Here is a 19,110-nt window from a genome sequence, read left to right as displayed (position 1 = left end):
CAGACTTGGAGCTGATTCGAAACTTCAAGTTGCCAGAAGAAGTAGGGCCCAATCCCCCGCATAGGAGCGTGCCTCTGCGATGATTACGAAACCACTTAACGAGCTGACGATTGCTGAAGCCGCAACACTGATTAAAAATAAGTTGATATCGCCTGTCGAGCTTACAAAATCCTATTTGAATCGCATTGAGAAAGTAGAGCCTGCTGTGCAAGCCTTCGTTACAGTCACCGCCGAACAGGCTTTGCAGGCCGCAAGAGAGTCTGAACAAAAACTGATGAATGGCGAATATCTCGGTCCTCTGCATGGTATTCCCTATGGAGCCAAAGACATTATCCATACCGCTGGCATACGCACCTCGGCTGGATCAAGTACCTTTCCAGACTTCGTATCTGGAACGAATGCAACTGTAATTAATAAGTTGCAAGCTGCAGGTGCTATCCTGCTCGGCAAGACAACAACGACGGAATACGCCTTTCAGGGAGGAGAACCGCCAACCCGCAACCCATGGAATTTAGAACATACCCCAGGCGGTTCCAGCTCCGGCTCTGCCGCTGCAGTAGCGGCTGGCATGGCTTCCTTCACACTCGGAACACAGACCTTTGGCTCTCTGCTTAGACCCGCAGCTTACAACGGATTAACCTGTATGAAACCCACTTACGGCAGGGTTAGCCGTAATGGTGTCATCACAGCCAGTTGGAGCCTGGATCATATTGGCGCCTTCACTCGATCGGCACAAGATAACGCAATCGTTCTGGAAGCAATGGCCGGGCAAGATGAGCTTGACCCCTTCACGCTCCCTCATGGCAAGCCAGATTTAACAAATGCTCTTGAGCATCCTATTTCAGAAATGATGGTCGGGCTACCGAGCAGCTTCTTCCAAACCGATGAACCGGCGATCTTGTTAGCGGTAGAGTCGGCCATCGCTGTGCTTGAGAAGCTGGGCATGCAATGGAAGAAAGTTGACCTGCCTTCTTATATGGAAGAGACCATGGCTGCTCATCGTACGGTTATGCGGGCAGAAGCTGCCGCCTTCCATCAGGAACGCTTCGCGGAAGCCTCTGATCGTTACGGCCACACGATGCGGGAGCAGCTTGAACTCGGTTACCAGACGAGTGCCGTTGATTATTTGCAGGCACAACGCATCCGAACGATATTCCGGAGCGAGATGATGATGCTTTTCGATGAAGTGGATGTGTTATTGACTCCATCAACACCCTATGTGGCCCCACATGGCTATAAGACGGGGAGCCCGATTTTTAACGGACCGTTTACTAATACAGGACTACCGTCCATCACCGTACCCATCGGGTTTGATACCACCTCAGGGAAGCCATTGCCTATCGGCATGCAACTTGCCGGTCCACTCATGAGAGAAGACCGCTTGTTGTCCATTGCTCATCATTATCAGCAGGCTACGAACTGGCATCAGTTAACACCAATCATACACACTCATTAGGAAAGGAATGACAGCTACGATGTCTACCATCATACATGCAAGTGCAGCACCCAAGTTCCCGCTTCCTTTCTCCCATGCTGTCCGCGCAGGAGATTTCCTCTACGTCGCAGGTCAGGTAGGCGTTGATCCACAGACGCTTGAGCCTATCGGCGGCATTAAGGAGCAGACTGAGCAGTGCATTCGTAATATTGAGGTGATCCTGCAAGAAGCCGGACTTACACTTGATCATATTGTGAAGGTAACCACTCATCTGGCCAGAGTCGAGGATCAGCCCGAATACAACGAAGTGTATGCGCAGATGATTAAACAGCCCTATCCCGCCCGTATTACCGTATTCAGCGGGTTAGGCCCTTATTTAATTGAAATGGAAGTGCTGGCGTATGCGCCTTCCATTCGAGGAGAGTAACACATCACCAAAGAGCACCTGTAGCCATAGATGGGTACAGGTGCTCTTTTTGTTCTAGAAACCCGGTTTTCTTTTGAAAAACGGGTTTCTTTTCGTATTCCTATTTTGTTTTAAAGCGAGATGCTTCTTCGGCCAGTTGTTTGGTCAGTCCATCGATTCTCTGCACCATATCTGTCAAATGTTCCGTCATGCCGGACTGTTCCTGCATTGTTGCTGTGACTTCCTCAACAGAAGCCGACACCTCTTCACCCGAAGCGGACAAGTTCTGTGCAGCTCCAATGACGTCATCCTTATCACGTTCAATGGATTCGATCTCCGTGGCAATAGCCTGAACCTGGCTCATCATCTCATTCATATTCTCGGTGACAAAATTGAATGTCTCCTTGGTCTGGCTAACACTGCTCTTATGCTGTTCCGCAATCGCTTCAATAGCCTGAACACTTCGGTTATTCTGCTCCACGTGATCAATGGTCTGCATCACAATTCGGTTGATATCCTCCGATTGAGCTGTCGTCTGCTCTGCCAGCTTGCGAATCTCAGAAGCAACGACTGCGAAGCCACGTCCCTGATCACCAGCTCTCGCCGCCTCGATCGAAGCATTCAACGCAAGTAATTTCGTCTGATTTGCGATTTCGGCAATCGTACCTGTAATCTGGTGAATGCCCGAGGAGCTTTCGGCGAGTTGCACTGTAATTTTGGAGATGTTGCCAACTTCAATCTCGTTCTGGCCGTTCACCGCAATGAGTGCATCAATAACTTCATGATTATTTTTGAATGCATCCGTAATTTCATCTGCCTTGAACTTCACTGCCTGCGACATTCCATTCACATTGGCAATCTTGTTACCAACATTCATGAATTTGTCCACAATGGCTTCCGTATCGTTCGCCTGGGACTCCATCGCTCGTGAAATCTCAAATGCTGTTGTCGTTGTTTCGGCAATCGTGGTCGAAGTTTGCTGAGTGGACTGTTCCAGCTCGGATGTACTTGTTTTCAGGATGCCGATGGAATGGTTCATGCTGGAGATCAGCTGTTTATTGCCTGCTGCCATGGTATTGAAGCTGTCCACCAATTGTTTGAATTCTCCGCTATATTTACCTTGAGCCTGCACCGTCAGATCGCCGTCAGCAAGCTGTCTGAACAACACAGTTAGTCTGGTAATTGGTCTGGTTACCAGCAAAGAGATCAGAATACCCGCTACGACGGAAACCGCAATAGCACTAAACAGAACAATATACATCTGTTTTGCCATCGCACGCAAAGGTTTCTGCACATCACTCAGTTTATCTTCAACAACGACGGTCCAGTCTGATCTTGGTATTTTGGAGTAATACGCCACTTTCTCATCTGTGCTAATATCCCCTTGCTGTAGTTCAGCGCCAGGAGCCAGATCTATCAATGATTGGTATTCGCCGGACTCCATCTTCTGGCCTGCCAACTTCTCATCCGCTGAATCGTAGATAACCGTACCTACACGGTCCAGAATGATCACTTTTCCCTCATCATTTATATTGATATTTTGTAGCTGATTAACGAAGAACGAGGTGGATGCCGCTGATACGAGCACTCCCTGTACTTCTTGACTCTCATTGTAGATTGGCATGGCAAAAGCCGTACCTAGTTGTCCTGAGGACTTGGCTACAATCCCTTCACTAATCACGTTTTTACCCTGAATTGCTTCTTGGAAATATGCCCGATCTCCGCGTTCTGCCTTGATAACTGCCGGATCATTCGCTGCAATAATAATGCCATTTCGATCCAACAAAATCAGACTGTTGTTACCTTCCATACCTGCCAGACTGTCCGCGAGAATACCACTTGCCTTATCCAGCAGTTCATTGTTTTCCGAGAAAAAATTCTCCCCTTCCTGTCCATCCGTATTCCGAATCTCCAGCAGATCCTGGAAGGTCCGATGTGTTGTGATCAGAAAGGTGGATTGTTCTTCCAAACTTAGTGAAGCATACAGACCTGCCCCCACCCGGTCCGAGGTTGCTTTAATCTCATCTTTGCTTTTGTCGAGTGTGATGACAGCCGCTACAGTGTAGGATACTACTGCAGTTACCGCCAGTACGATACACACCAGCAGACTGATCATAAGTGGCAGTTTGACTCTGAACGACATGTTGCGCATGCGTTCTCTTGCCTTGCTAAATACCATGATTACATTCACCATCCATTTTCATTTTCATCATTATGAAGTCCAAATTCTATGTATCTACTTTATATCGGTCGATATCAAATAATCTGTAAGCTGTTTCCCCAGTTATTCTAGGTCAAAGGCCACTGCAAACGATTGGAAAATGAAGACTTTGGGTTAATACAAAATATGACATCAACATCGTATAATATATGAAATACATATCATGCAGGAAGAGGGACAACGCATTGAATCCAAAAATGCCTACTTTATTAAATGTCGAATAGGAGAAGTGATATGGCAAAAACAGCATTACCTACGCTATTAAATGTCGTGCGCATTTTATTGAGTGTAAAACTGATCTACGTGATTGTGTCCTTTATTGTGTTCCTCATTGACTTCAACCAGAACATGGAGACCTATCTGGGTTTCTTACGCAAAGGAGATGATCTGGCTTACGCCTCTGGCGTAATCTTAGCCAGAATGTTGTTTATCATCGGTCCCAGCCTGCTTGCTGTTATATTCATCACCAAGAGAAAGTTCAAGCTCACCGTGACGTTTCTGAGTCTGGCGCTATTCGTTTCCATTCCAAATGAGAGTAACCTGTTCACCCTGATTCATCTCTTTGCCCTGCTTATCGTGCTCTTGCATCGTCCAAGCAAGTTGTATCTGAAACGAAAGGATACCCCTGTCAATGAAGCCGTAGTTGAACCGAAGAATTAATTCGAAAAGGGATCACATGACATTGAAGTCCAGATAAACGGTGGAGCGCACAAGATATGATGTCATAATAAAAAAACAAGGACGTTCCTTAGTATTAAAGGAAGGTCCTTGTTTAATGTGACTCATTATACAAAGTGATTGTGAGATTTACAATTACAGTGCAGCTTGATAAATTTGTATTACATCTTCACGCTGCAAGTTTTTGAAGAATCCGAACGGACCAAATCGCATCGCTTTATCAGCCATTACATCAATCTGACTGTCGTCGATGTCATAGTCCGCCAGACGGCTAGGGGCACCAATCGAAGTCCAGAATGTACGCAGCGCTTCAATGCCTTCTTCAGCAACTTGTTTGTCCGACTTTCCAGTAGGATTAATATCAAATACATTAACGGCCAAACGTTTGAATCGATCTACATCCACATCCAGATTATGTTTCATCCAGTGTGGGAAGAGGATTGCAAGGCCACCCCCATGCGGAATGTCGTACACGGCCGACACGGCATGTTCTATATTGTGAGAAGCCCAATCTCCGGCAAGACCCATATTCAGGACATCGTTAAGCGCCATTGTTCCGCAGTAGAGAATGGTTTCGCGCAGTTCATAGTTTTCTGGATCTTTAATCAGACGAGGGGCCGTATCAATGACGGTACGAAGAATCGTCTCACAGAATCCAAGCTGAACTGGTGTATTCGTATCCAGATGGAAATAATGTTCAAACACATGAGACATCATGTCCACCATGCCGTATACAGTCTGATCCAGTGGCACGGTGTATGTGTACTCCGGATCAAGAATGGAGAACGCCGGGAAAGAATACTCGCTAAACCATGCCCATTTTTCCTGTGTGTCCTGATTGGTTATTACTGAACCGTTGTTCATCTCGGAGCCTGTCGCTGCCATCGTTAGAATTGTACCCAGTGGAAGTCCGCCTTCCGGGGTTGCTTCGCGCACAACAACATCCCACATGTCTCCATCGTATTTGGCTCCTACTGCGATGGCTTTCCCGCAGTCTAGTACACTGCCGCCGCCAACCGCAAGAACCAGATCAATGTTATGTGTTCTGCATAGTTCTACACCCTTATGAACCGTAGACAGACGCGGGTTAGGTTCCACACCGGCCAGTTCCGTAACCTCTGCTCCGATCTCATTCAACTGGCTGATTACCTGATCGTACAGCCCGCTACGTTTGATGCTTCCGCCACCATATACAAGCAAAATACGCTTTCCGTATTTTGGAACTTCGGTTTGTAGTGCTTGAAGTTGCCCTTTGCCAAAAATCAGCCGGGTCGGATTATAAAACTGAAAAGATCTCATAACGTATGTTCCTCCAAAGGAATCTGAAATTTTGTGCATCCACCATTATAGTTCTCTTTATTCGTAAAAACAAATACAGGCAAGAAGGAGATAACAGATGAGTATGGAGTCTGTCACATTACAACAATTAATAAAACAAACCATTAATCAATATGTATCCTCGGATATTCACATTCTAAGTATCAAAACTAACCCAATCGGTGCCGGATCTCAAGCCGTTGAATTGCTTCGACATCACATTGAATTCCTTATAAATGGAGTGAAAAAGGATATTTCTTACGTAACAAAGAAGGCCACGTTCATTGAACACTCTGCCTTGTCCAGATTATTTTTACAGGGAGCCAATGTACCCTATAGTCTATCAAATGAAGTTCATACTCAAGATCGCAGTCTGATCTGCATTCAGGATGTGGACTACCAAACCGATTATAGTCATCTGGATATAGACCTGCTTCAGAATAAAGAATTACAAGCACTGGCTTACATACATGGGACGAATATGGGGTCGAAAAAAGAACTGCCATGGATACCTATTGTGGATCGATCTCATATCATCGAAATGATGGAAAGACGCTGGAGACCGTTGTGGAACACCGCCATAGAACGTCCATCATTCATTGAGGAATTTGGATCACCGCTCATTTCGGAAATTGAAGCTGTAGCAGGTCATATTGTAGCTGATCTTGAAATTCTCATCGAAGATGAGCACACACATACGATGATTCATAATGATCTGAATCCTGGCAATGTATTGGTACACAACAATGAGGATGTTTATTTTATCGATTGGGAGGAAGCAAGGTATGGCTCCCTGTTCTTTGATATCCCTCTGCGCTGTACACATTTGAAACAAGTTGATATCTATCGGGAGTCCCTAAGTTCTCACGGATACGATATTTCACAACATCAATTCGAGAAGTACTTCTCTCTGGCATCCCGATATCTCGGCATCCGTTATATGAGTTGGAACCTTGGGGTTTGGGAACAATACCCACATGCAGAAAACGACTTAAAAAGGTATATGAAAATGGTGACTCAACCTTTGTTCTCCTAATCCCTCATCAGATTAGACGTACGATGAATGCCTTGTTCTCCTGGACAAAAAAGCTCCTGCCAGCACAGTGGCAGGAGCTTACGTGACAGGGATTAAGCATGAACATCACATGATTCATGCTTTCATGACAGGCATGCTATACGTCCCCTCAGATATTAATAATTCGGTACTTAGGTTCTACCCCAGATCGGCAATCCGCTGTCCAATACGCGGAAACAGCCCGAAGGCATTCTCATAGAAGACTTTATCATGATGCTGTTCCGGTACAAGTCGGCGAACAAATTCGGCATACAGATCGATGGGCGCAAGCGGCCAGTCGGTGCCAAACAGCATTTTCTCGTAATGATCCGAATAGACCAAGGCCCGGCGGAAATGATCCATGAACAAAGGCTCGTTCATGAACCGTTCAAAATGGGGCCGATCCCCCACCACAAGACCAGACAAATCCGCGTACACGTTAGGATTCTTCGCCACCACTTCAGCTGCATCCATCACCCATGGATCACCCAAATGACAGATCATGAAGTTCACACCGCGCTGCTGTAAGGCTAATTCATCCACCGTCAACGGATGCGAATATTTGAGTAATCCATTCATGGAGTACGTGTCACCCGTATGAATCACGACAGGCAGGTTGTACTTGGCTGCGAGTTCATAGACCGGAGTATAGATTTTGTCATACACATAGTGATGATAGTATCCGGCATAGAGTTTGATTCCGGCTACTTCAGGGGATTGCAGTCTTGATTCAATCCGATCAAGCTCGTCCTGAGCGTTTTTACCATCTAGCGCATTGGGATTGATCCCCACACATTCCATCAGGAATGATGGGACCTTCTCTTCCAGATCAAGTCCCATCGGGTTAGGGGAACTGGAATCCGGGAACGCTCCCTTCGTCTGCTCCGTAACCCCCATTCCGATACCCATAATGACGTCGTTTTTATCAAACTCCGCTTTAAGACCAGCGGCAGAGTATTCCACTTTAGACAGATCGATCGCTGTTCGGTGAAAGCTGTCGATGTCCGACAGATGAATGTGAATATCAATGATCGACATGTGCAGCCTCCTTTTCATCGTTAGAAGTTGTAAAATTCAGTTTGAGAAGGTCATGCACATCCGCTGAACTCAGCGGGATCTGTCCCAGAACCAGATATGTCGGCTCCGTCCAGACCGTCTCCCCCTGCTGGAGTGTCAGATGATGATGAACGTTCAGACCCGTCACCTGATTATTAGCAAACCCCCACGCACTCTGATTCGGGTAACGATGGACCGCATGTAGCATGTTTTCACGCGAAACCGATCCTACTCGCAAAAGATCTTCAAGTGGCAGGCCCACATCCACCTTGCCCAGCGGGAATCGATCTTTACCCGGTTGCTCTATCCAACCTTCCGCAAATACAGATGAAGGCTGGAGGAAACGTTCCTCCGCAAGCGAGTAATCCGTCAGCGTCAGGCCACTTTCGTTTGTCACGGCAAGCAGCGTGCATAGCACAGGAACACCGGGCAGCATCAGATAATGCTGGTGGATCGTGATTCCACGATTCGCTTCATGCTTCTCAATCCGGGTGGTCAGCTTTATACCCTTCCAGACGTTGCCGTATTGATCCTTGTGCTCAGTCCAGGAAGCGACTCTTTGTTCCAACTGACGGCTGAAACCATTCATGCCCGGAACCCCCACACCCAGTCCGCCGTACCACGGATTCCACCACGAGCGTGGAGCCGATTCAGGGTATGAGCTATCCAGCCATTCTCCTCCTGCATATTTCAGGGAGTGTACTACACTTCCGAATTCAGGAGCAACAGCGATCGACAACACTCCATTGTCTACAGTGTACAAAGGTCCAGCAGAACCTTCTTCAATCATCTGCTTCACCTCTGTTCCGCTCTGCGGGAACCAAAGGGCAGTTCGCTCCTGAATCCGATCTTCGCCCCGGTATAGCCCACGAACTTTCCAACCACTCACGTGCTGGTCTCGGTCCGCTTCGTCTGGTGAGAATGTCAGCTTGGCTGAGTTTAGATTCTGCTCCGGATTGAATTCCTTCGCATTGGCCCTAACCTCCGGTTTGCCACCCTGCTGCACATATAGTTCCAGCTTGCCCGCAAGCGGAACCAGTTTGTGTTCAGTCAACGTTGCTTGCAGCACGTCCGGGGCAAATGGATTCCCCTCACTCAGTGTCAGATCCAGATGACTGTCCAGCAACGGAATGACCGGGTTACGCTGCTTCCGTGCAAACGCACGGAAATCCGACCATTTGGCAAACGTGTTCAGAGCATATACAGTTGCTTTTGTCCGCACAACGGCTCCTGCGGGAATACGGCCAAGCTCATGCTGAAACCCCAGCGTGTATTCCGGACGAAGCAACTTCAGAGAAGGGTCCCAATAGATACCGCTGGCACCATACTCCTCCTTACAGAACAGCCAGTTTTCCGTAATCTGTGAACTGTTCCAATGGTTCGGATCGCCAGCGTAAGAATCCCCCATATCCACGAAGCGCCCCTGATAAGGAAGGATTAACCTGCTACCATAGAACCCAAAGTTGTTCATTAGATACAGGTCCTCTTCCCAGGCGGTATCTCGTGTATTTTCAACCTCATGGTGGAATTCGGCGATTCCATTCGCAGACAGCTTGACCACAGACTTAATCTGCAAGCCAGGGAAATCCGCCGAGTCATACAGTGCTTCAAGAACCTGACGTTCCCCTTCGGGATAAATATTCACTTCTTTTGCTTGTTTCTTGGATAACTCTTCGGCAAACGGCTTACCCAGCTTCGGATAAGTCCACCAGAACGAATGACGGGAGCCCGGGTATTCAATCCACATGACATTATCATGTTTGTTCATATGGAGCGAGAATGCGCCATTCACAGCCACCCATTGATCCTCAATCTGCCCACCATATTTCCCTTCGATTCCCTTCATCAGTACAGAAAGTTTACTTGTAAAAGAGATCGCATGGTTCCCCACTGGGACAGCCGTCACTTCAACTTCTTGGGAATAGAGACCATACGAACGCAAGGTGAAAGGCACTGGCACAGACATTTTACCTTTGGCTGGCACCGTAAAGCGCACCGAACGCTCCGCCCATTCAAGGAATTCATCCTCTCGCAGGTCCAAGCTGAACTCCGTTTCGGCATCCACATTATTTTCCACGTTCAGAACCAACTCAGCCGAGACGCCTGGATAGAGCTCCTTCACAGGCAAAACGGTCTTGATTTTGGCCGGGAATTTCGGGGCAATACCTAACCTGAACTCCGCTTTCTTACCGCCGATCAACCATGTGCTGACAACCACGGGATGAGTCTTATTGGTATTCTGTTCCTCTGTAATTGGATCAAGGTGAAACTCACCTTCCACGATGATGGTTTCTCCCGGAGCGACTGCTTGTGCAATGTCCAGCGCAAATCGAATGTTTTTGTTATCCTCACCCTTGATCTCAACCGCCAGTTCGGACGCAGAATTGTTCTTAATGCGATAGCGAACCTTATAGCTGGAACCGAATACCAGATCATGATCATCAACTTCTGTTGAGATTTCGTAATCCGGTGTTTCGAGGGCAGTCAGCCCGCGACCCGACTTTTCAAATTCAGCCCGCAGGGAAACATCTCCCTTTTTCCACGTGTAGTCAAAGAAATCAAAACCGCGCTCCCGTCGGCCATCCGGCTCGACCACGAGTTCACGCGTGCTGTCTGCATACCAATCCAACTCCTCAAAATAAGGAGCGAGTGCTTCGGTCTGCAAAATGGTAGGGATGAAATTCATCAGATGCACATTATCATCTTTTTTCTCCCAGAAGAATCCGCATTTCTTGTACATCGGTACAGCCTTTGTATTGCCTGCCCATGTGAACAGATCCAGGCGAGGCCATCCGGCCTCCACGGTCTTGCGCACAGCATTCAGGATCAGATTACGTCCGACCTTATACCCGTGATAGTCGGGGCGTACGTTAAGTAGCGGTACATATAGCGCTCTCTCGTCATAGCGGTAATGGGCAAAACTGCAGAAGCCAACAACCTCTTTCTCATGAACGGCTAGAAACACATAAAGATTGGACGAACTCTCCATCTCCCGGCGAACTGTTTCCTCTGTTCTAAGGTTGGTGCCACCTCCCCAGCTTTCATTACTACGGTTCCACATATCCGCGAGTGCGGCAGCGTAAGAGGGATTGTATTCAATAATATGGATTTGATCAATAATCGAAGTTACTGTCATATTTGGATCTCCTTATCTTTATCTATAGGATGGTCTTTGTGAACTTTCGATATGGCCTTTGCCCGATAGCCGCAGAGATAATACAGGCCATGTTTGAAGAAGCTAGCGATAGTCTTATCATACTATAAATGGAAGCATTTTCAGAGAATTAAAAATCTTTCTTTCCAACTTATATGTGCCTTTCGGAAGCTCTTGTTAGAAGCGTCAAGGATGGACGAATCTATTTAGGCATGAAAGAAAAAATCCACGTCTTTTAGTTAGACGTGGATTTAGGAATATGATCAGCTACTAATTTTCAATTATGCCAATATAGAACGGACATTGCGTAGAACTGATTTCATAAATTCAGAGGTTGGTTCGGCATGCCCCGCAATTTGGATACGTCGTTGCCGCACATCAAGACTCTTCAACTGATCCGTCAAAACAACACCTGAAAATGGGAGCTCTTCTGGTAGTGTAACTTCAAAAGGATAATCCTTGGCTTGACTCGTTATGGGACATACAACGGCAAAACCCGTTATTTCATTGAATTCAAGTTCCGATAGAACAATAGTCGGTCGTCTCCCGGCTTGCTCGTGACCCGCTTGAGGATCAAAGTCAAGCCATATCAGATCGCCTCGTTTGGGAATAATCAAAGTAACTCGTTCCCTTCAGTACCAAAGTCTATTTCTTCATGTCTTGTATCCTGTTTCACTTTAGAGAGCAAAGTCTTTAGATGGTTACGTAGTTCCTCATTGGACTCTACAGGCTTGGTTTTTGGACGCAACAACAATTCATTATCTTCTGTCACCAAAATCTCGATTTCCGAGCCTTCTTCCAGATTAAGACGCTTAAGCAATTGGTTAGGAATGCGAATTGCACTGCTATTTCCCCATTTGCTAAGTGTGGCTGTAGTCATGGCAATCCCACGCCTTTCGTTTGATTGATGCTCCAATTATACCTCACCTCCCTACAGTTGTATATCTATATGATATACATGAAACAATAAAAGGATACATTGGAGCTATAGTCCCTCGGTAGCTTACCCTTGTATAATGTGCCTTGATCTCGACTGCCAGTTCGGACGCAGAAGTGTTCTTAATGCGATAGCGAACCTTATAGCTGGAACCGAAAACCAGATCATGATCATCGACCTCTGTAGAGATTTCGTAATCCGGTGTTTCGAGGGCAGTCAGCCCGCGACCCGACTTTTCAAATGCAGCCCGCAGGGAGACATCTCCCTTTTTCCACGTATAGTCAAAGAAATCAAAACCACACTCCCGTCGGCCATCCGGCCTCCACGGTCTTGCGCACAGCAGCGTAAGAGGGGGCGTATTCAATAATATGGATCTGGTCGATAATCGAAGTTACGGTCATGTTCTGATCTCCTTCTCTTTATGTACAGGATGGTGAAGAAGCCAGTTATAGTCTCATCATACTATAATTGGAATCATTTTCAGAGGATATCATTGCTTCGGTACCCACTTCCGTATGAAGTGTCAATGAATTCATTCAACCCTTATGTATGGGTAAACATATTGCCGCAGTGTGCCCTGAAATGGACATACATGTGAACTTTGACAAGCTCTATTCGCTATTGTTACTCTTTGTACAGGAGTGTTTCTTTTATATATAAAAAAGATAGATTCATGGAGGGAAAGCATGACAGAATGGATCACGCAATTTATACTCTTTTTTAAAGATTTGTCATACGCAGGTCTGGTTATTGCCTTGTCGTTTGAATTCGTACCTGCTGAACTTGTACTGCCCATGGCGGGATATTGGGTGTATCTTGGGGATATGAAGCTTTGGCTGGCTATACTCGCTGGTACCGTAGGTGGTACGTTTGGACCTCTGACGTTGTATGCCCTGGGACGATACGGCGGCAGACCGATGGTCGAAAAATTCGGCAAATATTTCTTGATTCGCCCCCACCATCTGGACGCTTCCGATAAGTTCTTCGAGAAATATGGCAGCGGGGTAGCATTCTATGGACGTTTTGTACCCGGCATTCGGACCGTGATCTCCATCCCATGTGGAATGGCGAAAATGAATGTGTTTAAGTTCAGTATCTTTACCTTCTTGGCCATGCTTCCGATCACCTCATTGTATATCTACCTAGGCTTCAAATTAGGCTCTCAATGGGAGCATGTGGATGAGATTATTAAACCTTATATCGTTCCGGCAGCGGTGATTTTCTTAGGTGCTTTTGGATTTTACGTGCTTTTGAAACGTTGGAAAAGAAGAACGGCTTTGAACAAGTCATAGTCTTGTTGAAGTAAGGAAAAGAGATGTGCAGTTTGATGTTTTTTTGAAATAGTCGTATGCTAAAACTCATCTAATTTATATGTTATGTAAAGCCCCGCTGATTTAAAAAATCAGCGGGGCTTTATTGTGATTGTTGGGTGTAGAATCGTTTAGAGATTCTCCCTTTGATATTTCTATTTATTCGAAATTATATGTCGTTGCTTCGCCAGCCGGAAAAGGATATTGTGCTGCTTCCCGGACTCGAACCGAATCTCCTGTTTGGAAAGGAACAGTTTGTTCGCTGATTAATGGAATCCATTCTCCATTATTCTTGGAGTATTCAAGTATCGATGAAGAAGCCATAATTGAATTATTTGACTTCCAAACCTGAACTTCCGATGTAAATGTGAAGCTTTTAGCTGGTGCAGCCTCCAAGTATTGACCGCCTCTCTCGCGAACGAGAACAGTTAGATCCCCAGGAAATTGTTGTGGATTTTCTTCGTTGTACGTTGTCCACGTTTCCCCGTCATTCACAGAATACTCCATTGCTGAGGTCATGTGGTCTGTATAGAACGTATTACTGGCATCATTATGACCAACATACATTTTTACATTATCTACAAAACTAACTGTTAACCAGTTCCCTGCTGGAACTTGATTCGCTGAATCAGCTTTAACACGCACTCTTACAAATACATCACCAGGGAAAATCGGCGGATCTACATCATTATATGAAATCCAAGATTGAGCTTCGTCCACCGAAAACTCCATGCTTGAATTCGCATCAATCAGTATATTTCTTTCATCATTGATTTTAATTGCTGGTTCCTCAGGAGCCGAAGGCAATGTATCTTTGATCGCAATGGATATTGGAGCTGTTTGAGATCCATCTTGAAGCACGGCTCGTACAAGTAGTTGAGTCGATCCGTAAGGAATAGCCGTTCCTTGTGGTAAGGTATAACTATTCTCTTCATCCTTGTCGATTGTTGCAATGCTCGAAAGACTTAGCCCAGCATCTCCCCAGAGTATCTCATAAGAAATGACTGAATTATCATCTGTACCTGTAGTCCATCTAATATCTCCCCCAATAAAGCCTGCAGCCGTATCGGTATCCACAAAAGAAATGCTCATCGGTATAGAAGCAGCCTTGACGTATGCAAGTTCATAAGTAGTACGAATTTCTTCAAGGCTCGTGAATTTGTTATCAGGCAGAAGTCTTCGATTATTAATAATTGTTTGGGCAACTTCTGCTCGAGCAGCCTGATTCATATTGCTGTATGCCGTTGCATCAATATTTAATGTGGATGCATATCTCTTCAGGTAAGATTCCATAATAGAAACGGTTGCTGCACTATTGATATTACGGATCACACTGGCTTCAGTGCTGGATGGAGCAGGATATTGCTGGTTTGTAGCATGAATAATCTGTTTGACATCACTGAATGTCGTATATTGGCCTGCTTTTTCTGCCAGAGCTTTCTGATAATGTTGTCCATTGAATTCAACCAATTCCAGTTCCTCTTTCAACGGAGAAGGATACACTCCAAGAATGCGCATGACTGCTTCTCCCTTTAAAGGATCGATCATGTTGCCCGTTTCTATGAATAATTGCTTCGTGATTAATGAAACAACTTCCGGACCTGAGTAACTTCCATGTCCGCCGAACGAACGGGAACCATTTCCATCTGTATTTTTAATCGTTAAAGCATTTTTTACATAGGTCCAATCCAACCGATAGGATGTCCCATCTCCCAATGTTACAGGGTCAAAATTTAGATTCATAATAGGCATTTCGGGAATGGTTAGATCCCAATCTATTGAATTAATCTCAATAAATCCGTAGCCATAGTTTCGCAGATGACCATCCTTAATGATGGCAGACGGATTGGTTGTACTTGTGGCCGGAGGAGTGAGTACACCAGTGAACTGAATTCTAATCTGACTTAAGTTTGAATTCTCATAAGGAAGTACACTAATGTCGTTCGCAATATAATTCATAACGGAATGGATAAACATTGGCTGCGTTTCCTGACCCGTTTCTCCATTTTTGAAAATGGCATACATGCTGTATGCTTTGGTCGGTTCCAGGCCTTCAATTTTATAGGTTACAGGTTGGTTAGCGGTTATAGAAAACGCACCATGTGTTGAAGGCAGGTTATTAGGAAGTATTCCACTCTTCACTTGTTCAGTTGTAGGACGTACATTATCACCTGAACGAACAGCCATGTAATAGACCGTACCCGTTTTGTTCGTGGTCATCAAACCATCAGCCGAAGTTTCTGTGCGGTTTTGATAACTCTTGTAAGTGTACGGATACCATGCTATTGGGTTCGGATTCGTTGGTGTTGGTGTTGTACCCGGATTAGAGGGCGTTCCTCCTCCGGAGTTCCCCGCATTACCTCCGCTATTGGAAGAATTACCGCCTCCTGAACTTGGGAGTACGTAAGCTGGATTCGATGCTCCGTTAATCGTAGCGATCTGTGTTTTTACTTTATCGTAGTTTGCAATCACTCTCTCTGGTGCTATTCCGTCTGGAAGCACTAGACGTTGAATGGAACCGTTAGCTGGGAGTGACACTTGGCTGGCACTATCTGTAATCGTTACGGACCCTATTACGCCGGTACCTTGTAGCGCAATTGTGCCAGAACCTTTAATGGTCACCGATTCGATATGACCTGTTCCAGAAATTGTTGTTTCTTTATTACCTGTATTGATCTCCAAGTTCTGGATGCGGGCATACAAAGAAGCATTTTGAACACCTTCTCCTACAGTTACACTCTCATATGTAATGGATTCATCCCCCCACAATCCGGAGAGCTTCGACTCAATATGGACTTCTTTAACGACCGTTTTGTTTACTGCTTCTACCCGAACATCTTCCTTGGTAATATTCATTCCTTGGAGTGACGAATGGTCGAATACGACCGTATTATCGTCTCCGCCCTTAACGTATGTTGTACCTTTTACCGTAATCTTCTCTGCGTAAAAGTCATTTTCGAGTTCCTTCGTAATTTCCATATCGCCACTAATGTTGATATTCTTAATCGTTATGTAGTCAGCTGCAACTTTTACATTGCCTTCAATGACTGCTTGTCCGCCATCTAGTATGGTATTACCTGAGAACTCTTTTTTACCCGATTCTGCTCCCTGACCTGGCGTAAGAAGTTTTAGTTCAAATACCTTGGTGATACGATCATCTACGGTTTCAACACGAACTTCCGCGTTAGCAAGTGCAGCTACATTATTTTCCGAGAAAAGTGGTTTTAATGCTTCCGTCACACTATAGTTGGTATTTCCAATCGTCACCATTCCATTTTCTATTTTCTTGATCGTTTGAAGTTTATTGCTTGTAGTCTTAGAATCCATTCTTACTAAAATAGCTGCCAATTCCTGCCGAAGTACTGGTTTCTGTGGATGAAAGCTTCCATTACTTCCTGTCATCAAACCTGATGAAACAACGGATGAAACTGAGTTTTTAGCCCAAGCGGATATTTTCTGATTATCCTTAATAGCTGGAAGCTCATCTTCTTGAACTGCCACTGCATCTACTTGTGTAGCTCTGGCCAAAATGGAAGCTAATTCTTCTCTTGTAATTACTGCTTTAGGACGAAATGTTCCATTACGATCTCCATTCATCCATCCTGCTTTTTGTACCGCATTAATCGCACTTTCACTCCATGAACCAGGAGCAACATCTGTAAATGAAGAAACCACATTGTTACTTAATTGAAGGCCCATTAGTTTGGCAAGCGCGACTGCTGCTTCTTGACGAGTTACCTCTTGTAAGGGATGGAAATAACCCTCACGATCTCCATTCATGAACATCTTCTCTTGAGCTTCTTGAATAAGTCCCTTTGCCCAAGGCGATGCCTGTGCAACATCTTTGAACGGATCGGATGCTGCCGACACGTTGGAGTGAATTGCCGTGCTTAGCGTAAGAGCTATCGTTGCCATAGCTGCTACACCCAGTTTTTTCGAAATATCCATATTGCCTCCTAATGATTAAGTCTTTTCTCCTGATTTTTGTATAATATTGAATCAAAAGACCTATACATCATAATATGTAATTTAGCTTATAACAATATTAATTTCCAAAATGTTCAGCTTGTTAAAGTAAACTAGTAACTGTTCCGTAACTTTTGCTCAGATTATCCGATCGAAGGTGTATATCGTACCATTTGCTAATTTGATACCCGTTCATATGCAAAATAAAAACTGAAAAAAAGCTCCTTCTCACTCCATAGTTCAGGTGAGAAAGAGCTATTAAAGAGTTCTTAATGAAGCTTGGTGCTACGTATCAACTAGATCAATTCCTGTCGTCTTTTCAAATACACATACAACACTACGCCAGATGCCGCACAGATCACAGCACATAAACCAATGAATCCATATCCCGCTTGAAGTCCGCGCAGCAGTCCCAACTGAGTCGTTGAACCGTACAAATTCTTCACGCCCTCAATCACCCAGCCAATCACATAGTTACCGATGACACTACCAACCCCCATCAAGGTAACCGTGAATGTAATCGCGGTGTCACTGCCATTCGGATATCTGCGTGCGATAAACGCCATAACTGTTGGATAGATCATCGCTATGCCCGCACCAGATATCGCAAAGAAAATCGCAAGACGCTCTCCCCCTGCAAGCGCTACGAACGTACATACTCCCGAGAAAGCCGAGAACAGAATCAGTGACAATACAAATCCGATCCGGTCCGTCAATGGTCCAAGCAGCAGGCGTCCCAGCGAGAACGTGAGGAAGAACGCAGATAATAACCCGGAGGCTTTGACCGTGTCCCACGTGTAGGCTTTTTCCAGGAAATTAACCAGCCAACCCCCAACCGCCAGCTCCGATACCACGCCAAAAGAAAGAATAAGCACCATCAGCCATAGGGCTGGATCACGTGTTAACGTCTTCAGTGATGTCCGATCTTCATGAGCAAGATCATCCCCCGGGAATTTGCTACGCAGCGCCGCAACGATCGGCAGCAGACAGAGTGACAACATCACCAGGTACATGCCGCGCCAGTCCAGTTCGTGTCCAAACACCGTCAAGGACATGACACCTGTCGCCAGCAAAGGTGCTACCGTTGAACTAAGCCCATAGAAGAAATGGGACAGGTTCATCATCGTGCCTGTGTTTTTCACAAAAATCCGTGCACCCAGAATCGCCAAAGCAATCTCCAGCATGCCGTTACCGATGTACATGAAGAAGTATGATGAAGCAAAGAGTGGATAGGTATGAGACACATAAATGAACACACCCGAGAGGATCATCGATGCAAACGAAATGATGCTAACCGCCTTGATACCCCATTTGCGAACCAGAATAGCCGTGAAGGAGCATGCGATCAGGTACCCCAGTGCATTCAGGGACAATAACGTCCCGAGCTGTTTCTCATCCAGATTAAAGTCGAATTGAATGCGCGGGATGGCCGGCCCCTTAATATTTTCCGATATGCCAAATACGATAAATCCCAGAAAGATCGTTGCCAGTTGCATGGCGTACAGCTTGTTAAACTTTCGTTTGTTCCCTTGCGTACCTGCTTGCTGATTCAAAATAAGTTCCTCCAGTGTGTTCA

The 19,110-nt window shown here is 45.6% G+C and carries 13 protein-coding genes; 5 read left to right on the top strand and 8 right to left on the bottom strand.

Features of this window, described 5'->3' with window-relative positions; translation table 11 throughout:
* Positions 1-79 precede the first annotated feature (79 nt).
* On the top strand, positions 80-1,456 hold the full coding sequence (locus AC1DE7_RS13240; protein ID WP_405157713.1) for an amidase: 1,377 nt from the start codon (positions 80-82) through the stop codon (positions 1,454-1,456).
* A 19-nt stretch (positions 1,457-1,475) separates the two neighbouring features.
* On the top strand, positions 1,476-1,862 hold the full coding sequence (locus AC1DE7_RS13235; RefSeq protein ID WP_340984470.1) for a RidA family protein: 387 nt from the start codon (positions 1,476-1,478) through the stop codon (positions 1,860-1,862).
* A 100-nt stretch (positions 1,863-1,962) separates the two neighbouring features.
* On the opposite strand, the gene AC1DE7_RS13230 is transcribed toward AC1DE7_RS13235, so the two are convergent.
* The gene (locus AC1DE7_RS13230) at positions 1,963-4,020 is read right to left on the bottom strand and encodes a methyl-accepting chemotaxis protein (protein WP_340984469.1); all 2,058 of its coding nucleotides are present in this window, start codon (positions 4,018-4,020) and stop codon (positions 1,963-1,965) included.
* A 276-nt stretch (positions 4,021-4,296) separates the two neighbouring features.
* Here AC1DE7_RS13230 and AC1DE7_RS13225 point away from each other — a divergent pair, with 276 nt between their 5' ends.
* Complete coding sequence (locus tag AC1DE7_RS13225; protein WP_477534539.1) at positions 4,297-4,722, top strand: hypothetical protein; 426 nt, start codon at positions 4,297-4,299, stop codon at positions 4,720-4,722.
* Between the two features lie 153 nt (positions 4,723-4,875).
* On the opposite strand, the gene AC1DE7_RS13220 is transcribed toward AC1DE7_RS13225, so the two are convergent.
* Entirely contained in the window at positions 4,876-6,039 is a 1,164-nt protein-coding gene (locus AC1DE7_RS13220) for an iron-containing alcohol dehydrogenase (protein ID WP_477534538.1), read from the bottom strand.
* A gap of 97 nt (positions 6,040-6,136) precedes the next feature.
* On the opposite strand from AC1DE7_RS13220, the gene AC1DE7_RS13215 reads away from it, so the two are divergent.
* The gene (locus AC1DE7_RS13215; protein ID WP_477534537.1) at positions 6,137-7,093 is read left to right on the top strand and encodes a phosphotransferase family protein; all 957 of its coding nucleotides are present in this window, start codon (positions 6,137-6,139) and stop codon (positions 7,091-7,093) included.
* A gap of 177 nt (positions 7,094-7,270) precedes the next feature.
* Here AC1DE7_RS13215 and AC1DE7_RS13210 read toward each other — a convergent pair whose 3' ends face one another.
* The 4 genes from AC1DE7_RS13210 to AC1DE7_RS13195 form a co-directional block, all read right to left on the bottom strand.
* Positions 7,271-8,149: an amidohydrolase family protein gene (locus AC1DE7_RS13210; RefSeq protein ID WP_339186192.1), complete on the bottom strand. Its 879-nt coding sequence runs from the start codon at positions 8,147-8,149 to the stop codon at positions 7,271-7,273.
* Complete coding sequence (locus AC1DE7_RS13205) at positions 8,136-11,303, bottom strand: GNAT family N-acetyltransferase (protein ID WP_477534536.1); 3,168 nt, start codon at positions 11,301-11,303, stop codon at positions 8,136-8,138. The genes AC1DE7_RS13210 and AC1DE7_RS13205 overlap by 14 nt, the downstream gene beginning before the upstream one ends.
* Positions 11,304-11,602: 299 nt before the next feature.
* Positions 11,603-11,938 (bottom strand): type II toxin-antitoxin system PemK/MazF family toxin, encoded by a 336-nt coding sequence (locus tag AC1DE7_RS13200; RefSeq protein ID WP_405157717.1) that lies wholly within the window; start codon positions 11,936-11,938, stop codon positions 11,603-11,605.
* Positions 11,935-12,237 (bottom strand): AbrB/MazE/SpoVT family DNA-binding domain-containing protein, encoded by a 303-nt coding sequence (locus AC1DE7_RS13195; RefSeq protein ID WP_017687001.1) that lies wholly within the window; start codon positions 12,235-12,237, stop codon positions 11,935-11,937. The genes AC1DE7_RS13200 and AC1DE7_RS13195 overlap by 4 nt, the downstream gene beginning before the upstream one ends.
* Positions 12,238-12,944: 707 nt before the next feature.
* On the opposite strand from AC1DE7_RS13195, the gene AC1DE7_RS13190 reads away from it, so the two are divergent.
* Positions 12,945-13,550: a DedA family protein gene (locus AC1DE7_RS13190; protein ID WP_477534535.1), complete on the top strand. Its 606-nt coding sequence runs from the start codon at positions 12,945-12,947 to the stop codon at positions 13,548-13,550.
* 177 nt (positions 13,551-13,727) lie between these two features.
* On the opposite strand, the gene AC1DE7_RS13185 is transcribed toward AC1DE7_RS13190, so the two are convergent.
* A complete protein-coding gene (locus tag AC1DE7_RS13185; protein WP_477534534.1) occupies positions 13,728-17,516 on the bottom strand; it encodes an S-layer homology domain-containing protein in 3,789 nt (1,262 codons plus the stop codon).
* A 314-nt stretch (positions 17,517-17,830) separates the two neighbouring features.
* The gene (locus AC1DE7_RS13180) at positions 17,831-19,030 is read right to left on the bottom strand and encodes an MFS transporter (RefSeq protein ID WP_315371608.1); all 1,200 of its coding nucleotides are present in this window, start codon (positions 19,028-19,030) and stop codon (positions 17,831-17,833) included.
* Positions 19,031-19,110 lie beyond the last annotated feature (80 nt).

The sequence above is a fragment of the Paenibacillus sp. 10L310 genome, from assembly GCF_056395745.1.
The sequence above is the reverse complement of the archived record's forward strand: the minus strand, read 5'-3'. Positions and strand labels throughout refer to the sequence as shown.

Excerpts from the sequence above, each read along its gene's own strand:
- AC1DE7_RS13240 (WP_405157713.1), top strand. The coding sequence starts at position 80 with ATGATTACGAAACCACTTAACGAGCTGACGATTGCTGAAGCCGCAACA.
- AC1DE7_RS13235 (WP_340984470.1), top strand. The coding sequence starts at position 1,476 with ATGTCTACCATCATACATGCAAGTGCAGCACCCAAGTTCCCGCTTCCT.
- AC1DE7_RS13230 (WP_340984469.1), bottom strand. The coding sequence starts at position 4,020 with ATGGTATTTAGCAAGGCAAGAGAACGCATGCGCAACATGTCGTTCAGA.
- AC1DE7_RS13225 (WP_477534539.1), top strand. The coding sequence starts at position 4,297 with ATGGCAAAAACAGCATTACCTACGCTATTAAATGTCGTGCGCATTTTA.
- AC1DE7_RS13220 (WP_477534538.1), bottom strand. The coding sequence starts at position 6,039 with ATGAGATCTTTTCAGTTTTATAATCCGACCCGGCTGATTTTTGGCAAA.
- AC1DE7_RS13215 (WP_477534537.1), top strand. The coding sequence starts at position 6,137 with ATGAGTATGGAGTCTGTCACATTACAACAATTAATAAAACAAACCATT.
- AC1DE7_RS13210 (WP_339186192.1), bottom strand. The coding sequence starts at position 8,149 with ATGTCGATCATTGATATTCACATTCATCTGTCGGACATCGACAGCTTT.
- AC1DE7_RS13205 (WP_477534536.1), bottom strand. The coding sequence starts at position 11,303 with ATGACAGTAACTTCGATTATTGATCAAATCCATATTATTGAATACAAT.
- AC1DE7_RS13190 (WP_477534535.1), top strand. The coding sequence starts at position 12,945 with ATGACAGAATGGATCACGCAATTTATACTCTTTTTTAAAGATTTGTCA.
- AC1DE7_RS13185 (WP_477534534.1), bottom strand. The coding sequence starts at position 17,516 with ATGGATATTTCGAAAAAACTGGGTGTAGCAGCTATGGCAACGATAGCT.
- AC1DE7_RS13180 (WP_315371608.1), bottom strand. The coding sequence starts at position 19,030 with ATGCAACTGGCAACGATCTTTCTGGGATTTATCGTATTTGGCATATCG.